Source organism: Compostimonas suwonensis, assembly GCF_002797855.1.
GTDB classification, from domain to species: Bacteria; Actinomycetota; Actinomycetes; order Actinomycetales; family Microbacteriaceae; genus Compostimonas; species Compostimonas suwonensis.
Genome location: NZ_PGFB01000002.1, coordinates 321,985 through 341,103, shown reverse-complemented (window position 1 = coordinate 341,103; position 19,119 = coordinate 321,985). Strand labels below are relative to the sequence as shown.

Sequence of the window (19,119 nt, the reverse complement as noted above, 5' to 3'; positions counted from 1 at the left end):
TGTGATCGTGGAATCAGTCGTCTCAATAGTGACCATTCGGTACCTGTCCGTTTCGGGGGCCGGGGACAATTCGGCATAACTTAGCAGTCGTACACGACATCGCAGTGTCACCCAGGTGAAGGCCCGACCAACGGCCGCGGCCGTAGAATCGACAGGTGCCTTCCACCCGTTCGATCGTGACCGCTGCGGTGCTCGACGCGGCCCTCGTGCTGGTCTTCGTGATCATCGGCCGGGGCAGCCACGAGGAGGGCTTCAGCCTGCCCGGACTCCTGCAGACGTGGTGGCCGTTCCTCGCCGGGGCGGCCGTCGGCTGGCTGCTCGCCCGTGCCTGGCGGAGCCCCGCGCGCACGGTCTGGACGGGCATCGTCGTCTGGGTCGCGACCGTGGTCGTCGGTATGCTCCTGCGGGTGGCATCCGGTCAGGGGGTCCAGCTGAGCTTCGTGATCGTGACGGTTCTCGTGCTCGGCGTCTTCCTGCTCGGCTGGCGTGCCGTCGCGAGGCTGGCGACGGCGCTGCGACGACGGCCGGCCTGACGGAACCCGCAGCGGGCCGAGGGGCGCCGCCGAGACACAGGACGCCGCGGGCGCAGCCCCCGAAGCGCACCGCTCTCCTCGGGCTCCTCCACCGTCTGGGGCTCGCGCTCACGGGCGTCGACGGCCTCCTCGAGATGCTCGCAGGGCTCGCCCTCTGGCTGGCTCCGGGCTGCTGCACGATCTGCCCGCCCCGCTCGCGTGCTCGATCGGCGGCCATCATCCGTGGCGCCGGGCCGTGCCCGGAGCGTATAGCGGCAAACGCGCCCGAGGGCTAGGGGATGCAGGGCGGTCGGCGAGCGGATAGCGTACCAGTCGTCGGTCAGACCGGGACTCCGGTCGAACAGCCGGTCGAACAGGGGGATGCCCATGAACACCTGGCCCGGAACGCCCTATCCTCTCGGGGCGAGCTACGACGGCAGCGGCACCAACTTCGCGCTCTACAGCCAGGCGGCGGAGCGGGTCGAGCTGTGCCTCTTCGACGAGTCCGGCGAGGAGACCCGCATCGAGGTCGTGGAGTCGGACGCCTACGTCTGGCACTGCTACCTGCCCACGGTGCAGCCCGGGCAGCGCTACGGCTACCGGGTGCACGGCCCGTACGACCCGTCGAGCGGGCAGCGGTGCAACCCGAACAAGCTGCTTCTCGACCCCTACGCGAAGGCGACGTGCGGCGAGTTCGACTGGGACCAGTCGCTCTTCTCCTACGACTTCGGCGACCCCGACTCCCGCAACGACCTCGACTCGGCCGGTCACACGATGAAGAGCATCGTGGTGAACCCGTTCTTCGACTGGCTCGGCGACCGGCTGCCGCGCATCCCGTACGGCCGTTCGGTGGTCTACGAGGCCCACGTGAAGGGCCTCACCGAGCTCAACGAGGAGATCCCGGCATCCCAGCGCGGCACCTTCGCGGGAATCGGCCATCCGGCGACCATTGACCACCTGCAGAGGATCGGCGTCACCGCGATCGAGCTCATGCCCGTGCACCAGTTCGCCAACGACAGCATCCTGCTCGAGAAGGGTCTCAGCAACTACTGGGGCTACAACACGATCGGCTTCTTCGCACCCCACAACCGCTACTCGTCGACGGGCGACACGGGGCAGCAGGTGCAGGAGTTCAAGGGCATGGTGCGCAATCTGCACGCCGCCGGCATCGAGGTCATCCTCGACGTCGTCTACAACCACACGGCCGAGGGCAACCACCTGGGCCCCACGCTGTCGTTCAAGGGCATCGACAACGAGTCGTACTACCGCCTCGTCGAAGACGACAAGCGCTACTACATGGACTACACGGGCACGGGCAACACCCTGAACGTGCGGCATCCGCACTCCCTCCAGCTCATCATGGACTCGCTGCGCTACTGGGTGACCGAGATGCACGTCGACGGCTTCCGCTTCGACCTCGCAGCGGCGCTCGCACGGGAGTTCTACGACGTCGACCGCCTCTCGACCTTCTTCGAGCTCGTGCAGCAAGACCCGGTGGTGTCGCAGGTGAAGCTCATCGCCGAGCCCTGGGATGTCGGACCGGGCGGCTACCAGGTGGGCAACTTCCCTCCGCAGTGGACGGAGTGGAACGGCAAGTACCGCGACACGGTCCGCGACTTCTGGCGGGGCGAGCCCTCGACGCTCGGCGAGTTCGCCTCCCGCCTCACCGGCTCGGCCGACCTCTACGAGCGCTCGGGCCGGCGCCCCGTGGCATCCGTCAACTTCGTCACGGCGCACGACGGCTTCACCCTGCGCGACCTCGTCTCGTACGACGAGAAGCACAACGACGCGAACGGGGAGGACAACAACGACGGGGAGTCGCACAACCGGTCGTGGAACTCGGGCGCGGAGGGGCCGACCGACGATCCCGAGGTGCTCGCGCGCCGGGCCCGTCAGCAGCGCAACTTCCTCGCGACGCTCCTGCTCTCGCAGGGCGTTCCGATGATCGCGCACGGCGACGAGCTGGGGCGCACCCAGAACGGCAACAACAACGCCTACGCGCAGGACTCCGAGCTCAGCTGGATCCACTGGGATCAGGTCGACGAGCCCCTCGTCGAGTTCACGGCCGCGGTGTCGAGGCTGCGCAAGGAGCACCCGGTGTTCCGTCGCAGCGGCTTCTACGACGGGCGCCCCGTCAAGCGCGGGGAGGGCGATCCGTTGCCCGACCTGGTCTGGCTGAACGCCGAGGGCACCGAGATGCAGCCCGAGCAGTGGGATGAGGGGCTCGCGCGCACCGTCGGCGTGTTCCTCAACGGTCAGGGGATCGGCGAGCGCGACGCACGCGGGCAGCGTGTCGTCGACGCGAGCTTCCTGCTCTACTTCAATGCGGGGGAGGACGACGTGGAGTTCACGCTGCCTCCCGCCGAGTACTCGCCGGAGTGGGAGATCGTCGTCGACACGGCGGGTGAGGCCGCGGACTCGGTGCCGAGGCCGGCCGGGGCGAAGCACACGGTGCTCAGCCGCTCGCTCGTCGTCCTGCGCGCCTACGAGGCCCCGGAGGGCGAGCCTGATCACACGGTCGCGGCATCCCTCGCGGTGCTCAGCGGGTCGAGCGCGTCGAACTCCTTGACAGGCGCGGCCGCGGCGCCGGGAGGTGTGCGATGAGGGTGCCGTCTGCAGATCCGAGCGGACTTCGACCTGGATGCCGCGGCACAGACGGTCGGCTACCTCGCGGCTCTCGGCGCCGACTGGCTCGACCTCTGCCGCGCTCGATCGCGGCCGGGGCTCGCGCGGACGACGACGAGGCGGTCGGCGTGCTGCTCCCGGGTTTCGCGGACGACGGCGAGGCGGTCCTGGGCACGAGCGGCGGGGAGACGACGTTCGCGCCGCATTCCGTGGCGGTTATCGCGCTCGACGAGCCGGCACCCGCCGAGCGCTAGAGATCGGACTCGACGCCGGGCTGCTGCTGCCCGGCCCGGAGCCCGCGGATGATCGTCTCGACGGCGACGGTGCCGAGGTGCTCGACGACCTCGGGCGGCTGAGTGCGGAGCGGGCCGCGGATCACGAGATCGGCGAAGCCGTGGACGGTCGACCAGCAGGCCCATTCGGCGTTCTCGCGGCGCTCGGCGGTGAGCACACCCGCGTCGACGAGGGCGTCGAGGGCGTCGAGCAGCAGCTGGTACGGCGGCGGCACCCCGTCGGCGACCGTGACGCCCGGCCGCTCGCCCGGCTCGTCCTGGGTCAGGAAGGCGAGCTCGAACCAGCCGGGCTCCGAGCGCGCGAAGTGGATGTAGCCGAGGCCCACGTCGCGGAGGCGTTCGAGTGCGTGCTCGGCGGCATCCGGGCGTTCGGGCGCGGCGTCCATACGGTCGAGCATGGCCTGGGCGAGACGATCCTGGGCTTCGAGGGCCACGGCGAGCACGAGCGCGTGACGGTCGGCGAAGTGACGGTACGCGGCGTTGGGGGTGACCCCGGCGGAGCGCGTCACCTCGCGCAGGCCCACCGCCTCGGGCCCGCCGTTGCGGGCGAGGGCGAGCCCGGCCTCGATGAGGGCGGCGCGGAGCTCGCCGTGGTGATAGGGATGCGGGCCGGGAATCATGCTTGCGCCACCTCCGAATCCATGTGTACAGTGTGAACATTCGATGTGGACAGTGTAGACAAATGTGCACCTGTCCGTTGGATCCCCGTCCGTTGGATCATAGGCGAGTCCCGAAGGAGAGAGCATGAACGACCTGGCTGTCGAGACGCACGGTCTCGTCAAGGTGTTCGGCACCAATCGAGCGGTCGACGGGGTCGACCTCGCGATCGCGCGCGGGGGAGTGCACGGGTTCCTCGGCCCGAACGGCGCCGGCAAGACGACGACGATCCGCATGCTCGCGACACTCTCGCGCCCCGACGGCGGAACGGCGCGGGTGCTCGGCAGAGACGTCGTCGCCGAGGCGAACGAGGTGCGCCGCCGCGTCGGCCTCACGGGGCAGTTCGCCTCCGTCGACGAAGACCTCACCGGGCGCGAGAACCTGCGCCTCATCGGCCGGCTCTTCGGCTACCGGGGGCAGAAGGCGACCAAGCGCGCCGACGACCTCCTCGACGCCTTCGACCTCGGCGACGCGGCCGACCGGCAGGTGAAGAAGTACTCCGGTGGTATGCGCCGGCGCATCGACATCGCCGCGAGCATCGTCGTGACCCCCGAGCTGCTCTTCCTCGACGAGCCGACGACGGGCCTCGACCCGCGCAGCCGCAACGAGGTCTGGGACATCGTGCGGGCCATGGTCTCGAGCGGTACGACGGTGTTCCTGACGACGCAGTACCTCGACGAGGCCGATCAGCTCGCCGATCGCATCAGCGTGATCGACCGCGGCAGGGTCATCGCCGAGGGCACGTCGACCGAGCTCAAGGCCTCCGTCGGCTCCGGCTCGCTGCAGGTACGGGTCATGGACAGGCACGAGCGGGATGCCGCGAAGCAGATCCTCGAGCGCGAGCTCGGCGTCGAGGTGCGCGAGGGCGTCGACCCGAGCGCCCTCGAGGCCGTCGTCGACAGCTCGGGCGTCGTGACCCGGGCCCTCGCGGCCCTCGACTCGGCGAATCTCGAGCTCGCGCAGTTCTCACTCGGGCAGCCCACACTCGACGAGGTGTTCCTGGCCCTGACCGGGCATCCGGCCGAGGTCGAGGAGACGGACGAGAACACGAAGGAGGAGGCGGCATGACACTTCAAGCGACCGCGCGCGAGGAGGCTCGCACCTCGGCGATCCTCACCGCTCTCGCCGACGGCGAGCGCCCCAACCCGCCCGGGCCCCTCTCGACCTCGCTCGCCTTCGGCTGGCGCGCGCTGCTGAAGATCAAGCACGTGCCCGAGCAGCTCTTCGACGTGACGGTCTTCCCCATCATGTTCACGCTGCTGTTCACCTTCCTGTTCGGCGGCGCGCTCGCAGGGAGCACGGTCGACTACATCCAGTTCCTGCTGCCCGGCATCCTCGTGCAGGGCGTCATCATGATCACCATGTACACCGGCACGACTCTGCGCACCGACATCGAGAAGGGCGTCTTCGACCGCTTCCGCTCGCTGCCGATCTGGCGGCCGTCGGCTCTCGTGGGCATGCTGCTCGGCGACGCCGTGCGCTTCACGATCTCCTCGATCGTGACGATCACCCTCGGGCTCATCCTCGGCTGGCGGCCGGAGGGCGGCGTGGCGGGGGTGGCTCTCGGTGTGCTGCTGATCCTGTTGTTCGCCTTCAGCCTCGGCTGGGTCTGGACGTTCCTCAGCCTCATCCTGCGCACCTCGGGCTCCGTCATGGGCGTGAGCATGATCGTCATCACGCCGCTCACCTTCGGCAGCAACATCTTCGTCGACCCCTCGACGATGCCGGGCTGGCTGCAGGCCTTCGTCGAGGTCAACCCCGTCACACAGCTCGTCACCTCGGTGCGCGAGCTCATGGGCGGGCTGCCGCTCGGGCCGAGTTTTATGCTCACGATCGCGTGGTCGGCGGGGCTCATCATCGTCTTCGGCTCGCTCACCATGTGGCGCTACCGCGACGCGCGGTAGCGCTGGGCGGCGTGTGGTTCGTCGAGCGCGGCCTTGTTCGCGGGCGACGAGCCCCGGCGCCGGGCGGTCGCGAACAAGGCCGCGGTCGAGAGCGGAGCGGAGCAGAGCCGGCGAACGGTGCGAGGCCTCAACGGTGCGAGGCCTCAGGAGACAGGGGCCGCGCCGAGCGCCGCGAGTGCCGCCTCCTGGTGCGCCCGGGCCCACGGCCGCCCGACGTGGGCGCCCCACGCGGCGAGCTGGCCGGTGAGCCGGCGGGGCAGAGGGCGCGCCGTGAACCCGGAGAGCCGCGGCAGGGCCTCCGGGTCGTAGGCGGCGAGTGCGAGGCCCGCGTCGCCGCCGACGCTCGCGAGCGCCTCCTCGTACGTCGATCGCGTCACGGGGAGCACCAGGACCGTCTCGTCCACGGTGAGCGTCGAGAGCTGCGCCAGCAGCTCGTGCAGGGCCTCGGCGGCGCGCACGAGGGTGTCGGCGCCCAGCTCGAGGTCGCGGCGGTCGACGATCTCGGGCAGCGGGTCGTCGAGCCGGGTGGCGAGCAGCGTCACGACGGCGAGCCGGCCGGATGCCGCACGCGGGTCGTGATCGCGCACGCCGATCGTCAGGGCGCTCACGATGTGCGGCTCGCCGCGAAGGTGCGCCGAGCCGCCCCGATCGCCCGGTAGAAGGCCGGATCGTCGAGGTAGTGCCCGTGCGCCGTGAGGAAGGGCAGATGGCTCGACACCTCGACGTCGACCCGTCGACCCGGCCGGTCGGCGAAGACCCGTTCGACGCAGAAGGCGAGCAGGTCGCGCTCGTCGTAGACGTTGAGCCAGGGGGAGAACGGCTCCGTCTGGGTCACCTCGGTGCTCAGGCTCGCGAGCGCATGCATGAGGTAGAGCCAGGGCGCCTGGCAGCCGGCGGTGACGAGCAGCTCGACGGCCGCGGCATCCACCTCGGGCTCGTCCGGAACCCCGGTGAGCACGTCGAGCGCGGCCACCCCGCCGAGGCTGTGGCCGACCACGAGCAGCGTGTCGCCCCGGTTCGTGTGCTCGGCGATCGCCTCGCGGATGCTCGCGCGGAAGGCGGGCCCGTCTTCGAGGTACCGCGCGACCGCTCCGAGGAACACGGTCGCGGCATTGGTGTATTCGGGGCGGTGGTCGACGAGATGGTTCGTGAGCACCTGGAGCCCGAGCTCGGCGAAGGGCGAGGCGGTGAGGATGCCGCCCTCCTCCCGCTGCTCGCCGCGCGCCGTCTCGGCGACCGCCGCCGCGAGCCCTCCGGCCACCTGCTCGGCGTCGAGCGGCCGCTGTGCGCTCTCGGCCGCCTCCTCGAGCGCCGCCGCGTGCGCGAGGGACGCCGTGCCGGCGGGAACGAGGCCGCGTCGGGCGGGCGAGGGCAGCGGGTACCGTTCAGCGGGCAGGGCCGGGGTCACGTCGAGGTAGGCGAGGTGCGCCGTGGAGTCGACCCAGTCCACGAGGTGCACGTCGGCGGGGGCGAGCCCGCCGACGAGCTCCAGGTGAGCCTCGATCCTCGCGCGGTCGGAGCTCTCGGACTGAGGACCCGTGCCGTGCAGGTAGAGGAGCTTGAGCGCCATGTCGGAGCGAGGGCTCTAGCGGTGACCGGCGATCCGGTGCGGCTCGTAGGGCTTCTCGAGCGCCGCGATCTCCTCATCGCCGAGCGTGACCTCGAGCGAGGCGAGGGCGTCGCGCAGGTGCTGCGCCTTGGTCACGCCGACGATGGGCGAGCTGACCACGGGCTGGGCGCTCACCCAGGCGAGCGCGACCTGGGCGCGCGGCAGGCCGCGCTGCTCGGCGATCCGCGCGACCGTCTCGACGATGGCCCTGTCTTCGTCGCGGTAGAGCACCTGGCCGAACTCGTCGGTCTCGCTGCGCGAGGTCGAGGTGTCCCACTCTCGGGTCAGCTTGCCGCGGGCGAGCGGGCTCCACGGGATGACCCCGATGCCCTGGTCGTCGCAGTAGGGGAGCATCTCGCGCTCCTCCTCGCGGTAGATGAGGTTGTAGTGCGGCTGCATGCTCGCGAAGGGCGTCCAGCCGTTCAGCTCAGCGACGTGGTTGGCCTGCGCGAACTGCCAGGTGTACATCGAGGAGGCGCCGATGTAACGCGCCTTGCCGGCCTTCACGATGTCGTGGAGGGCCTCCATCGTCTCCTCGATGGGGGTCTCGTAGTCCCAGCGGTGGATCTGGTAGAGGTCGACGTAGTCGGTTCCCAGGCGGCGCAGGCTCGCGTCGATCTCGGTCATGATCGCGGCACGGGAGAGGCCGGCGCCGTTGGGGCCGGGCCGCATCCGCCCGTGCACCTTCGTGGCGATCACGACCTCCTCGCGTGAGGAGAAGTCGGCGAGAGCGCGTCCGGTGATCTCCTCGCTCGTGCCGTCGGAGTAGACGTTGGCCGTGTCGTAGAAGTTGATGCCCGCCTCGAGCGCCTCCCGGATGAGGTCGCGGCTCGCCGCCTCGTCGAGGGTCCAGGCGTGGCCACCCCGGTCGGGGATCCCGAAGCTCATGCAACCGAGTGTGAGTGCGGAGATCTCGAGCCCTGTGCTTCCCAAGCGCGTGTACTTCATTTCTGGACCTTCCCGTCGTGCGATCGATCGGTGCGGCTGCAGACCGCACCGATCGAAGCCTAGTCGGGGATGCGGTGCGTCTTCACGAGCTCCGAGTACCAGTGCGCGCTGTCCTTCGGCAGCCGTTCGAGCGTGTCGTAGTCGACGCGTACGATCCCGAACCGCTTCGAGTACCCGTAGCCCCACTCGAAGTTGTCCATCAACGACCAGACCTGGTACCCGCGCAGGTCGACGCCGCGCGCCATCGCCCGGTGCGCCGCGGTGAAGTGCCGGCGCAGGAAGTCGATGCGGTCGTCGTCGTGCACCGCGGGGCCGTTCTCGTCGAGCACGACGACGTCGTCGAAGGCGGCGCCGTTCTCGGTGACCATGAGCGGCTGGCCGGGGAACTGCTCGTGCAGCGAGACGAGCAGCTCCTCGAGGCCGGAGGGCTCGATGTTCCAGCCCATCGCCGTGTACGGGCCGGGCTGCTGCAGGAACTCGATGCGGTCTGCTCCGGGCCAGGCCGAGCCCCCGACATCCTTGTGTCCGTCGCTGCTCTGGCGCTCGGAGACGCCGTCCCAGACGCGCACGAGGGTGGTCGAGTAGTAGTTGACGCCGAGCACGTCGAGCGGCTGGTGGATGATCTCGAGGTCGCCGGGCTCGACGAACGACCAGTCGGTGACCGACGCGGTGTCGTCGAAGACGTCGGCGGGGTATTCGCCCTTCAGCAGCGGGCCGAGGAAGACCCGGTTGGCGATGCCGTCGATCTGGCGCACGGCCTCGGGCCCCGTCTCGCCCTCGCCGCGCAGCACGTGCAGGTTGAGGGTGATCGAGAAGTCGGGGTCGTTGCGCACGACGTCTCTGAGCGCGAGGATCGCGAGGCCGTGGGCGAGGTTGAGGTGGTGCACCGCCGTGAGGGCCGCGGCTCCGTCGGTGCGGCCGGGGGCGTGCGCGCCCGAGCCGTAGCCGAGGTAGGCCGAGCACCACGGCTCGTTGAGGGTCGTCCAGGTCTCGACCCGGTCGCCGAGGCGTTCGCCGACGATGCGCGCGTAGTCGGCGAAGGCGTAGGCCGTCGCACGGCTGGTCCAGCCGCCCTCGTCTTCGAGCGCCTGGGGCAGATCCCAGTGGTAGAGGGTCGCGATGGGGCGGATGCCGCGGGCGATCAGCCCGTCGACGAGCCGCTCGTAGAAGGCCATGCCCTTCTCGTTGGCCGGACCGCGCCCGTTCGGCTGGATGCGCGGCCAGGCGATCGAGAAGCGGTAGGCCTCGAGGCCCAGGCTCTTCATGAGGTCGAGGTCGTCGTCGAGGCGGTGGTAGTGGTCGTCGGCGACGTCGCCCGTGTCGCCGTTCCAGACGAGGCCGGGGGTGTGGCTGAAGGTGTCCCAGATCGATGGCCCGCGTCCGTCCTCGTCCACGGCCCCCTCGATCTGGTACGAGGCGGTCGCGGAGCCGAACACGAAGTCGGCGGAGAACTCGAGCCCCGAGTCGCGGTAGTCGGGGTTGCCGGTGCTGTTACCCATGGGTGAGAGTGGCCTTTCCGTCGGTGCTGGCGTGCGGTCCGCTCCCGGGGAAGCGGACCCGATCGTCGAGCTCGCGCGCCGGCGAATCGGCCGCGATGTCGACAGCTACCGAGTTTACGCTGCGCTCGATCAAGAAGACAACGTTGTTTCTCGGGTTTCCCGCACCGAGCTCACGGTGTCGACAACGGGCGCTCAGTACCAGCCGACGTTCTGGGAGTGCGCCCAGGCGCCGCAGGGCGAGCCGTATCGCGCGGCGATGTAGCCGAGGCCCCAGTTGACCTGAGTGGCCGCGTTCGTCTGCCAGTCGGCGCCGGCGCTGGCCATCTTGCTGCCCGGGAGGGACTGCGGGATGCCGTAGGCCCCGCTGCTCGGATTGCGTGCCGTCACCCGCCAGCCCGACTCCCGGTTCCACAGCGCGACGAGGCAGTTGAACTCGTTGCCGCCCCAGCCGCGGGCGTTCAGCTGCTCCTGGGCGTAGGCCTTGGCTGTCGCCGGATCGGCGATGACGGCACCCGGGGGAGGGGGGACGAGGCCCCCGCCATCACCGCCTCCGCTGCTGTCGTCGTCGTCGCTCTCCGCGGCGGCGTCGCGAGCTGCGGCCTCCTGCTGCTGACGGTACTGCTCGGCCGCGATCTGACCCTGCCGGTACGACTCCTCGAGCTGCGCGGTCGTGTCCTTCAGCGAGGCGAGCTGCGCGTACAGGGTCTCGCTCAGCTGCTTCTGCTGCTCCACCTCGGCGTCGGCCGCCTCCTGCGCGGCGCGCGCCTCGTCGAGCCGCTTCTGCGCCTCGGCGGCGAGGCGGTCACGCTCGGTCCGCTCGATCCCGGCCTGCTCGCTCAGCAGGCTCGCGGTGTTCTTCTGCGCCTCCGCCTGCTCCTGCATGCTGCCGGCCTGCTCGGTGAGCTTGCTCATGGCCCCGAGGCGGTAGAGCAGGGCGTCGGCCTGATCCTCATCGAACAGGGCGTCGAGCCCGAGGCCGTCTCCGCCCGAGCGGTAGATCTGGGCGGCGAGGCGCCCCACCTGCTGGGTGGTCGTCTCCGCGGCCGCGTCGGCCGCGTCGGCCTGCTGCTGGATGGTGTCGGCGCGCGTCGACGCCCGCTGCAGATCGGCCTGCGCCTGGCCGTACTCCGCGCCCTTCTGCACGGCCGCGTCTCCGAGCTCCGCGGCGCGGGCCTCGAGGCCCGTCAAGAGAGTGGAGATCCTGTCGACCTCGGCCTGCTTGGCCGTCTCGTCGCCCTTCGCCGCCTCGACGTCCGACCACGAGGGATAGTCCTCGGCGAGGGCCGGGGAGCCGCCCAGGATCGTCGTCGCGAGGGCGGCCGAGATCGCGATCGCGGCCCACAGGCCACCCGGTCGACGCATGATCACGGCCTCTCACTCGCGTGCACGGCGATTTTACCCGCGTATCCGCGGATTAGACTCGACACGCCCAGCGAGCGAAAGGTGTGTCGGTGAGCGTGAACGCCTCCACGAGCGGCCCGATCGCGGTCGAAGCGGATGTCGCGGCCCTCGCCGAGCGTGCGCGCGCCCTGCCCGTTCCGAGCGGGCGCCGCGTGCTCCTCGGCCTCGCGGGCGCTCCCGGCGCCGGCAAGTCCACCCTCGCGGCGCGTCTGGCGGCGGAGCTGGGCGAGCAGGCCGTGGTCGTGCCGATGGACGGCTTCCATCTCGCACAGGCGGTGCTCGAGCTCTCCGGTCTCGCCGATCGCAAAGGGGCCGTCGACACTTTCGACGCGGCGGGGTTCCGTGCTCTGATCGAGAGGATCGCGGGCGAGGGAGAGGGCGACGGCGTCGTGTACGCGCCCGAGTTCCGCCGTGAGCTCGAGGAGCCCGTGGCGGGAGCCATCCCGATCGGTCCCGGCATCCGCTGGGTGATCGTCGAGGGCAACTACCTGCTCTCGCCCGAGCCCGAGTGGAGCAGGGCGCGCCGCTCGCTCGCCGAGGTCTGGTATCTGCAGGCCGACGACGAGCTGCGGGTCGAGCGTCTCATCGCGAGGCACGTCGAGCACGGCCGTTCGCGCGAGGAGGCCGAGGAGTGGGTGCGCCGCAGCGACGAGGCCAACGCGCGGGTCGTCGAGGCGAGTCGCGAGGGCGCGCAGCTGGTCGTGCTGGTGTAGTTTCCCGTCATGGATGCACTCGAGCTCGCGGACTGGTCGGACTTCTTCGTCGCGACGGTCGGCGCGGCGGCGGCCTTCGCGGGCCTGCTGATCGTGGCGATGTCGGTCAACATCTCGGTCGTCCTCGCGGCGCCGACGATCCCCGCGCGGGCCGCGGCCACGATCGGTCTGTTCGTGCTCGTCATCGTGGTGGGCGCCATCGGGCTCATGCCGGATGTCGCCGGATCGGTTCTCGGCTGGATCGTGCTCGCCTCGACCGTCGTGCTGTGCGTCTTCCAGGTCAACGCCACCCGGGTGGTCGCGCGCGACACGCACACCTCCGCGCTGCAGAAGACGGTCAAGAACGTCGCGGGCGCCGCGCCCCTCGCGCCGTTCCTCGTGGGCGGTGCGCTGCTCGCGGCCGGCTTGGGCGGCGGCCTGTACTGGATCGCGGCCGGCATGATCCTCGGTTTCGTCTTCGGCGTGATCTTCGCCTGGGTGACACTCGTCGAGGTCTTGCGCTAGCGACCCGCCGCGGCCCGGCGAGCGGCGTCAGACGAGGATCCGGCTGCCCGCCGTCGCGAGCAGCACGACGTTGACGATCGCGCTCGCGATGATGAGCTGGAAGAGCAGGCGGGTCGACGGCCGGGTGAGCACGTGCACGACGCCCGCGATCGCGATCACGAGGTCGAGGCCCAGGCCCGCGAGCGAGAGGATGCCGGGCTCGGTCCCGCTCGCGAAGACCACGATGATCGACGCCGCCGCGAGCAGCACGAACGCGGTGACGCCGGAGACCCGCCTGCCGAGCCGGTGCGGCAGACCCCGGATGCCCGTCCTCCGGTCGTCGTCGAGGTCCGGCAGCACGTTGGCGAAGTGGGCCGCGGAGCCGAGCAGCGCGGCGAAGGCGATCACCCACCACGCGGTGAGGCTCGGCTGGGGCAGGGCGAACCCGGGCACGGTCGCGAGCAGGCCGAAGCTCAGCGCGTAGGGGAGAACCGAGAGAGCCGAGTTCTTGAGCACGGCGTTGTAGGCCCAGGCGCTCACGAGGGCGATCGTGTGGGCCGCTCCCGCGAAGAAGCCGAGCAGGAACGAGAGCAGCACCGCGGCCGCGAGGGTCGCGACGGCGGCGGTGCGAACGGCGGAGACTGAGATCCAGCCGCGCGCGATCGGCTTGTCGGCGCGGCCGGCTTGGCGGTCACGGTCGGCGTCGAGCCAGTCGTTGGAGAGGCCCACCGAGAGCTGTCCCGCGAAGACGGCGAGCGCGAGCACGACGATCACGAGGGGCGGTGCGCCGATGCCGACGGCGAGGATGATCGCGAGGGCGGTGACCGCGAGGCAGGGCCCCGGATGACTCGACCGGAGGAGTGCGCTCACCGTGCTCGGCATCGTCCCATCGTAGGGCCGCCCGGGCGGGAGCGCCCGAGGCGTGCCGGATGCCGGGCTGACATCTTCTTGCGCATTGTTGCAAGTCCTTGCAATACTTGCAGCCATGTCGAGACGACTCGCCGAAGTGGCGCGCAAGGTCGGAGTGAGCGAGGCCACCGTCAGCCGTGTGCTCAACGAGAAGCCCGGGGTCTCCGAGTCGACGCGCGAGGCGGTGCTCACGGCGCTCGACGTGCTCGGCTACGAGAGGCCCACGAAGCTGCGCGGGGAACGGGCGCGACTCGTCGGCCTCTTCCTGCCCGAGCTGCAGAACCCGATCTTCCCGGCCTTCGGTGAGGTGATCGGCGGCGGTCTCGCCCAGAACGGCTACACGCCCGTGCTCTGCACCCAGTCGGCGGGAGGCATCTCGGAGGCCGACTACATCGAGCTCCTGCTGCAGCAGCGGGTCTCCGGCGTGGTCTTCGTGGGCGGCGTCTACACCCAGGAGGACAGCTCCCACGACCACTACGCGCGGCTGACCGACCTCAAGATGCCGACGGTGCTCGTGAGCGCTCCCGTGAGCGGCCTCGACTTCGCGACCGTCTCCTGCGACGACTCGGTCGCCATGGAGCTCGCCCTCAGCCACCTCCGGCAGCTCGGCCACTCGCGCATCGGCCTGCTGCTCGGCCCGCGCGACCACGTGCCCTCCCAGCGCAAGCTCGCCGCCGCGATCGCCTTCGCCGAGCGCGACAGGCTGAGCTTCGACGACGACCGGGTCGTGCACTCCCTCTACTCGCTCGAGGCCGGGCAGGCGGCGGCCACGAGGCTGCTGCAGGCCGGGGTGACCGCGATCGTGTGCGCGAGCGATCCCATGGCCCTCGGCGCGATCCGTGCGGTGCGCCGGGCCGGGCTGCGGGTGCCGCACGACGTCTCGGTGATCGGCTACGACGATTCCGCGCTCATGACCTGCGTGGAACCCCCGCTCACGACCGTGCGGCAGCCGATCGATCCCATGGGCCGGATGGTCATCGAACTGCTCGTCCAGCAGATCTCGGGCGATTCCGCCACCTCCGACGAGTTCTTCTTCGAGCCCGAGCTCGTCGTGCGGGGGTCGACGGGCCCCGCTTCCGACCGCTAGCGCTGTCGACCGCGGGCTCCCCCGAGACCGTCCATCCTCTGCGCGGAACGGCGGTTCTGCGATTCGCGTGCGCCGCCGCCGCCGCCGAGCCGTGCGGCTGACAGCGTCTCTTCCGCTGCAAGCAGACGTAATTCCACGCAAATGAATTACTGAGTGTTGAGTTCTTGCGTTGATCTGTCGATAAGGCTACATTTTCCCCTGACGGCGTCGTCGGGCTCGCTCGGTGGGTCGTCGCCCCGACCACCACCTGCCGAACCGACTACCGAAAAGAGCCGCTGCGTGACGCTCTCCGCCCTCGCCCTCGACCGCACCCCGCGTGCCCAGACCGACGATCCGTGGTGGCGCAGCGCCGTCATCTACCAGGTCTACATCCGCAGCTTCGCCGACGGCGACGGCGACGGAACCGGCGATCTGGCCGGTGTGCGCGCCCGGCTCGGCTACCTGCGCGACCTCGGGGTCGACGCCCTCTGGTTCACCCCCTGGTACGCCTCGCCGCTCGCCGACGGCGGCTACGACGTCTCCGACTACCGCACGATCCATCCGGCCTTCGGAACCCTCGCCGACGCCGAGGCGCTCATCGCCGAGGCCCTCGAGCTCGGCATCCGCACCATCATCGACGTGGTGCCCAACCACATCTCCGATCAGCACCCGTGGTTCCAGGCCGCCCTCGCCGCCGGTCCCGGCTCGCCCGAGCGCGAGCGCTTCTGGTTCCGGCCCGGCGCCGGCGCGAACGGCGACGAGATGCCCAACCACTGGATCTCGAACTTCTCGGGCGACACCTGGACGCGCACGACGAACCCCGACGGCACGCCGGGCGAATGGTACCTGCACCTCTTCACGCCCGAGCAGCCCGACCTCAACTGGAACCACCCCGATGTGCGGCGCGAGCACGAGGACATCCTCAGATTCTGGTTCGATCGCGGGGTCGCCGGCGTGCGCATCGACTCGGCCGCACTGCTCGTGAAGGATGCCGCGCTGCCCGAGGTCCCCCAGAACCCGGGCCCGGGCGAGCACCCGAACACCGACCGCGACGAGCTGCACGACATCTACCGGGGCTGGCGCACGATCGCAGACGGCTACCCGGGCACCCGGGTGCTCGTGGGGGAGATCTGGCTGCTCGACATCGAGCGCTTCGCCAAATACCTGCGCTCCGACGAGCTGCACACGGCCTTCAACTTCGACTTCCTCGCCCGGCCGTGGGACGCCGCCCAGCTGCGCGCCTCGATCGACGCGACCCTCGACGCCCACGCTCCCGTGGGCGCGCCCTCGACGTGGGTGCTCAGCAACCACGACGTCACCCGCCCGGTCACGCGTTACGGGCGCGAGGACTCATCCTTCGCCTTCGCGAAGAAGCGGGTCGGAACCCCCACCGACCTCGCCCTCGGCGTGCGCCGTGCCCGCGCTGCCGCGCTGCTGACCGCGGCTCTGCCCGGCTCCCTCTACATCTACCAGGGCGACGAGCTCGGCCTGCCCGAGGCCGAGGGCATCCCGGCCGATCGGCTGCAGGACCCCATGCACTTCCGCTCGGGCGGTGTCGACCCCGGCCGAGACGGATGCCGGGTGCCCTTGCCCTGGCGGGGGGTGCAGCCGCCCTTCGGCTTCAGCCCGGCCGACGCCACGAGCGAGCCCTGGCTGCCCCAGCCGCCCGAGTGGAGCGCGCTGACGGTCGAGGCGCAGCAGAGCGATCCGAGCTCCATGCTCTGGCTGTACCGCGAGGCCATCCGCATCCGCCGCGCCGAGGCCTCCCTCGGCGACGGGGCCTTCGAGTGGCTCGATCTCGGCCCCGGCGTGCTCGCCTTCAAGCGGGGTGGCGACATCCTCACCGTCACCAACCTCGGCGACGACAGCGTCGAGCTGCCCGAGCACTCGGCGATCCTCCTCAGCAGCAGCCCGCTCACCGGCGGAAGGCTGCCCACAGACTCCACAGCGTGGCTTCGGATCCATCCCTGAGTCGCCGGAGACCCGCACTCACCCCTTCACCAGGTGCGGATCAGCATCACACAACGAAAGGAACACGACAATGAAGTCACCACGACGGGCCGTCGCACTCGCTGCGGTCGCCCTCACCGGTGTCGGCCTTCTTGCCGGATGCTCAGCGGGCGGCGGTGATGACGGCGGCAAGACGAAGCTCACCGTGGTCAGCCTCATCCCCGGCACCGAGCAGGCGGCGTTCGACGCCTTCGACGCCCGGGTCGCCGCATTCGAGAAGCTCAACCCCGACATCGACGTCGAAGGGGTCGAGTATGAGTGGACCGCACCGACCTTCGCCGCGCAGCTCGCCGGCGGAACCCTGCCCGACGTCTTCCGCATCCCGCTGACCGACGCGAAGACGCTCATCGCGCAGGGCCAGCTCGCCAACATCACCGAGCAGGTCGAGGCGCTGCCCTACTTCGACAAGTTCAACCCGAGCGTGTTCGCCGCGGTGCAGGATGCCGACGGCCAGATCTACGGCGTTCCGCGCGAGGCGTACGGCATGGGCCTGGAGTACAACAGGGCCCTCTTCGAAGAGGCCGGGCTCGACCCCGACTCGCCGCCGACCACCTGGGACGAAGTGCGCGAGGCCGCCAAGACCATCTCGGAGAAGACCGGTCAGGCCGGCTACATGCAGATGACCCAGAACGGCACGGGCGGATGGCAGCTGACCGCTGCGACCGCGGCCCGCGGCGGCAGCATGGAGGAGATCGACGGCGACACCACGACCGTCACCGCCGACAACGAGGCCACGAAGGAAGCCCTGCAGTTCCTCAAAGAGCTGCGCTGGACCGACAACTCGATGGGCAGCAACTTCCTCTTCGACTGGGGCACGATCAACCAGGCCTTCGCGGCCGGGCAGATCGGTATGTACACGGGCGGCTCCGACCTGTTCACCTCGCTCGTGCGGGAGAACAACCTCGACGCCGACGACTACGGCCTCACGGCGATCCCGCTGGGCGACTCGCCCGACGCCGCCGTCATGGGCGGCGGAACGCTCAACGTCGTCAACGTCAAGGCCGACGACGCCGTGAAGGACGCCGCGGTCAAGTGGATCGAGTTCTACGACCTCAGCAAGCTGCTCGACGAGGACGCGGCGATCGCCGACGCGAAGGTCCTCGCGGACGCCGACCAGGCGGTCGGGACACCCGCGCTGCCGATCTTCGACCAGGCGACGCTCGACCAGTCGCGCGAGTGGATCAAGGACTACATCAACGTCCCGCAGGATCAGGTCGCGTACTTCGCCGAGGGCAACGAGGGCCGCACGATCGTCGGCGAGCCGCCCGTGCACAGCCAGGAGCTGTACGCGGCGCTCGACCCCGTCGTGCAGGCCGTGCTGACCGACCAGAACGCCGACATCGATGCGCTGCTCGCGAAGGTCAACACCGACGTGCAGGCGCTCATCGACGCCGACCAGTGATGAGCACGACCTCGTCCTAGCAGCACCGAGGTGGTGGCGCCCGACCGAGGGCGCCACCACCCCACCCCGTGAGACGGCGGAGCCCGACACCGGGCCGTCGAGCACCGTACACAGAGAGACACACGATGACCGCGATTGACCGCGACCGATCGAGGACCAGACGCCGACGCAACCCACTCACCTGGGTGCGCGGGGGAGGCGTCACCACCCTCGTCTTCCTTCTGCCGATGCTCATCGTCTTCGGGATCTTCGCGTGGTACCCGATCGTGCGCGCCTTCATCATGAGCTTCGAGAAGACGAACCTCGTGACCGACCCGACCTTCGTGGGCCTCGACAACTTCGCGAAGGTGCTGAACGACCCGCTGTTCTGGACGGCGACCGGCAACACCGCCTGGTTCGCGCTGCTCGCCCTCATCTTCGGCTACCCGCTGCCGCTCATCGCGGCCGTGCTCATGAGCGAGGTGAAACGCGCGAAAGGCCTCTACAGCGCGCTCGCCTACCTTCCGGTCGTCGTGCCGCCCGTCGTCGCGGTGCTGCTCTGGAAGTTCTTCTACGACGCGAGCCCCACGGGCGTCTTCAACACCATGCTCGGCTGGATCGGGCTCGGCCCCTTCCCGTGGATCCAGGACGCCGGCATGGCCATGCCCTCCCTCGTGCTCGAGGCGACCTGGGCGGCGGCCGGCGGAACGATCATCATCTACCTCGCGGCGCTGACCGGCGTGGCACCGGAGCTGTACGACGCGGCGGAGGTCGACGGGGCCGGCATCTGGCGCAAGGTCTGGCATGTGACGCTGCCGCAGCTGCGCGGCATCCTGCTCATCACGCTCATCCTGCAGATCATCGGCACCTCGCAGGTGTTCCTCGAGCCCTACCTCTTCACGGCGGGCGGCCCGGCGAACTCGACGGTCACCCTGCTGCTGCTCATCTACCGCTACGCCTTCCAGAACAGCCTGGGCGGCGACTACGGCGCGGCGACCGCGCTCAGTCTTATGCTCGCGGTGTTCCTCGCCGTGCTCTCGATCATCTACTTCCGTCTCACCAAGTCCTGGAGCCAGAATTGACCTCGACGACCGACACCAGCCCCGCGG

At 70.1% G+C, this 19,119-nt stretch carries 18 protein-coding genes; 11 read left to right on the top strand and 7 right to left on the bottom strand.

Annotated features, from left to right (window positions below; genetic code table 11):
* Positions 1-155: 155 nt before the first annotated feature.
* From CLV54_RS05390 to CLV54_RS18110, 3 genes are all read left to right on the top strand, one after another.
* Entirely contained in the window at positions 156-533 is a 378-nt protein-coding gene (locus CLV54_RS05390) for a DUF3054 domain-containing protein (RefSeq protein WP_100343922.1), read from the top strand.
* A gap of 366 nt (positions 534-899) precedes the next feature.
* Positions 900-3,116 carry a glycogen debranching protein GlgX gene (gene glgX / locus CLV54_RS05385; RefSeq protein WP_100343921.1) on the top strand — a complete coding sequence of 739 codons (2,217 nt, stop codon included), beginning with the start codon at positions 900-902 and terminating at the stop codon, positions 3,114-3,116.
* 149 nt (positions 3,117-3,265) lie between these two features.
* Positions 3,266-3,391 carry a hypothetical protein gene (locus CLV54_RS18110; protein WP_281258154.1) on the top strand — a complete coding sequence of 42 codons (126 nt, stop codon included), beginning with the start codon at positions 3,266-3,268 and terminating at the stop codon, positions 3,389-3,391.
* Here the strand turns inward: CLV54_RS18110 and CLV54_RS05380 are convergent.
* Positions 3,388-4,050 carry a TetR/AcrR family transcriptional regulator gene (locus CLV54_RS05380; protein ID WP_100343920.1) on the bottom strand — a complete coding sequence of 221 codons (663 nt, stop codon included), beginning with the start codon at positions 4,048-4,050 and terminating at the stop codon, positions 3,388-3,390. The genes CLV54_RS18110 and CLV54_RS05380 overlap by 4 nt on opposite strands.
* 124 nt (positions 4,051-4,174) lie before the next feature.
* Here CLV54_RS05380 and CLV54_RS05375 point away from each other — a divergent pair, with 124 nt between their 5' ends.
* Positions 4,175-5,155, top strand: coding sequence for an ATP-binding cassette domain-containing protein (locus CLV54_RS05375; RefSeq protein WP_100343919.1), 981 nt, complete (start codon positions 4,175-4,177; stop codon positions 5,153-5,155).
* A complete protein-coding gene (locus CLV54_RS05370) occupies positions 5,152-5,991 on the top strand; it encodes an ABC transporter permease (protein ID WP_100343918.1) in 840 nt (279 codons plus the stop codon). The genes CLV54_RS05375 and CLV54_RS05370 overlap by 4 nt, the downstream gene beginning before the upstream one ends.
* Positions 5,992-6,134: 143 nt before the next feature.
* Here the strand turns inward: CLV54_RS05370 and CLV54_RS05365 are convergent, their stop codons facing one another.
* From CLV54_RS05365 to CLV54_RS05345, 5 genes are all read right to left on the bottom strand, one after another.
* Positions 6,135-6,599: a hypothetical protein gene (locus tag CLV54_RS05365; RefSeq protein ID WP_100343917.1), complete on the bottom strand. Its 465-nt coding sequence runs from the start codon at positions 6,597-6,599 to the stop codon at positions 6,135-6,137.
* The gene (locus CLV54_RS05360) at positions 6,596-7,561 is read right to left on the bottom strand and encodes a hypothetical protein (protein WP_100343916.1); all 966 of its coding nucleotides are present in this window, start codon (positions 7,559-7,561) and stop codon (positions 6,596-6,598) included. Before CLV54_RS05360 ends, CLV54_RS05365 begins: the two co-directional genes overlap by 4 nt.
* 15 nt (positions 7,562-7,576) lie before the next feature.
* Entirely contained in the window at positions 7,577-8,548 is a 972-nt protein-coding gene (locus CLV54_RS05355) for an aldo/keto reductase (RefSeq protein WP_100343915.1), read from the bottom strand.
* 59 nt (positions 8,549-8,607) lie between these two features.
* Positions 8,608-10,047 (bottom strand): GH1 family beta-glucosidase, encoded by a 1,440-nt coding sequence (locus CLV54_RS05350; protein ID WP_100343914.1) that lies wholly within the window; start codon positions 10,045-10,047, stop codon positions 8,608-8,610.
* A gap of 192 nt (positions 10,048-10,239) precedes the next feature.
* Complete coding sequence (locus tag CLV54_RS05345; protein WP_100344389.1) at positions 10,240-11,409, bottom strand: coiled-coil domain-containing protein; 1,170 nt, start codon at positions 11,407-11,409, stop codon at positions 10,240-10,242.
* Positions 11,410-11,498: 89 nt separating this feature from the next.
* Between CLV54_RS05345 and CLV54_RS05340 the strand changes: the two genes are divergently transcribed.
* Both CLV54_RS05340 and CLV54_RS05335 read left to right on the top strand, forming a co-directional pair.
* Entirely contained in the window at positions 11,499-12,161 is a 663-nt protein-coding gene (locus tag CLV54_RS05340) for a nucleoside/nucleotide kinase family protein (RefSeq protein WP_245861383.1), read from the top strand.
* Positions 12,162-12,170: 9 nt separating this feature from the next.
* The gene (locus CLV54_RS05335) at positions 12,171-12,665 is read left to right on the top strand and encodes a hypothetical protein (protein WP_100343913.1); all 495 of its coding nucleotides are present in this window, start codon (positions 12,171-12,173) and stop codon (positions 12,663-12,665) included.
* A gap of 27 nt (positions 12,666-12,692) precedes the next feature.
* On the opposite strand, the gene CLV54_RS05330 is transcribed toward CLV54_RS05335, so the two are convergent.
* Complete coding sequence (locus CLV54_RS05330; protein WP_100343912.1) at positions 12,693-13,526, bottom strand: UbiA family prenyltransferase; 834 nt, start codon at positions 13,524-13,526, stop codon at positions 12,693-12,695.
* Positions 13,527-13,629: 103 nt separating this feature from the next.
* Between CLV54_RS05330 and CLV54_RS05325 the strand changes: the two genes are divergently transcribed.
* From CLV54_RS05325 to CLV54_RS05310, 4 genes are all read left to right on the top strand, one after another.
* Positions 13,630-14,640, top strand: coding sequence for a LacI family DNA-binding transcriptional regulator (locus tag CLV54_RS05325; RefSeq protein WP_100343911.1), 1,011 nt, complete (start codon positions 13,630-13,632; stop codon positions 14,638-14,640).
* 279 nt (positions 14,641-14,919) lie between these two features.
* Positions 14,920-16,590: a glycoside hydrolase family 13 protein gene (locus tag CLV54_RS05320; protein ID WP_100343910.1), complete on the top strand. Its 1,671-nt coding sequence runs from the start codon at positions 14,920-14,922 to the stop codon at positions 16,588-16,590.
* A gap of 70 nt (positions 16,591-16,660) precedes the next feature.
* Positions 16,661-18,031 (top strand): extracellular solute-binding protein, encoded by a 1,371-nt coding sequence (locus CLV54_RS05315; protein ID WP_100343909.1) that lies wholly within the window; start codon positions 16,661-16,663, stop codon positions 18,029-18,031.
* Between the two features lie 125 nt (positions 18,032-18,156).
* Positions 18,157-19,092: a carbohydrate ABC transporter permease gene (locus CLV54_RS05310; RefSeq protein ID WP_211294455.1), complete on the top strand. Its 936-nt coding sequence runs from the start codon at positions 18,157-18,159 to the stop codon at positions 19,090-19,092.
* Positions 19,093-19,119: the final 27 nt, after the last annotated feature.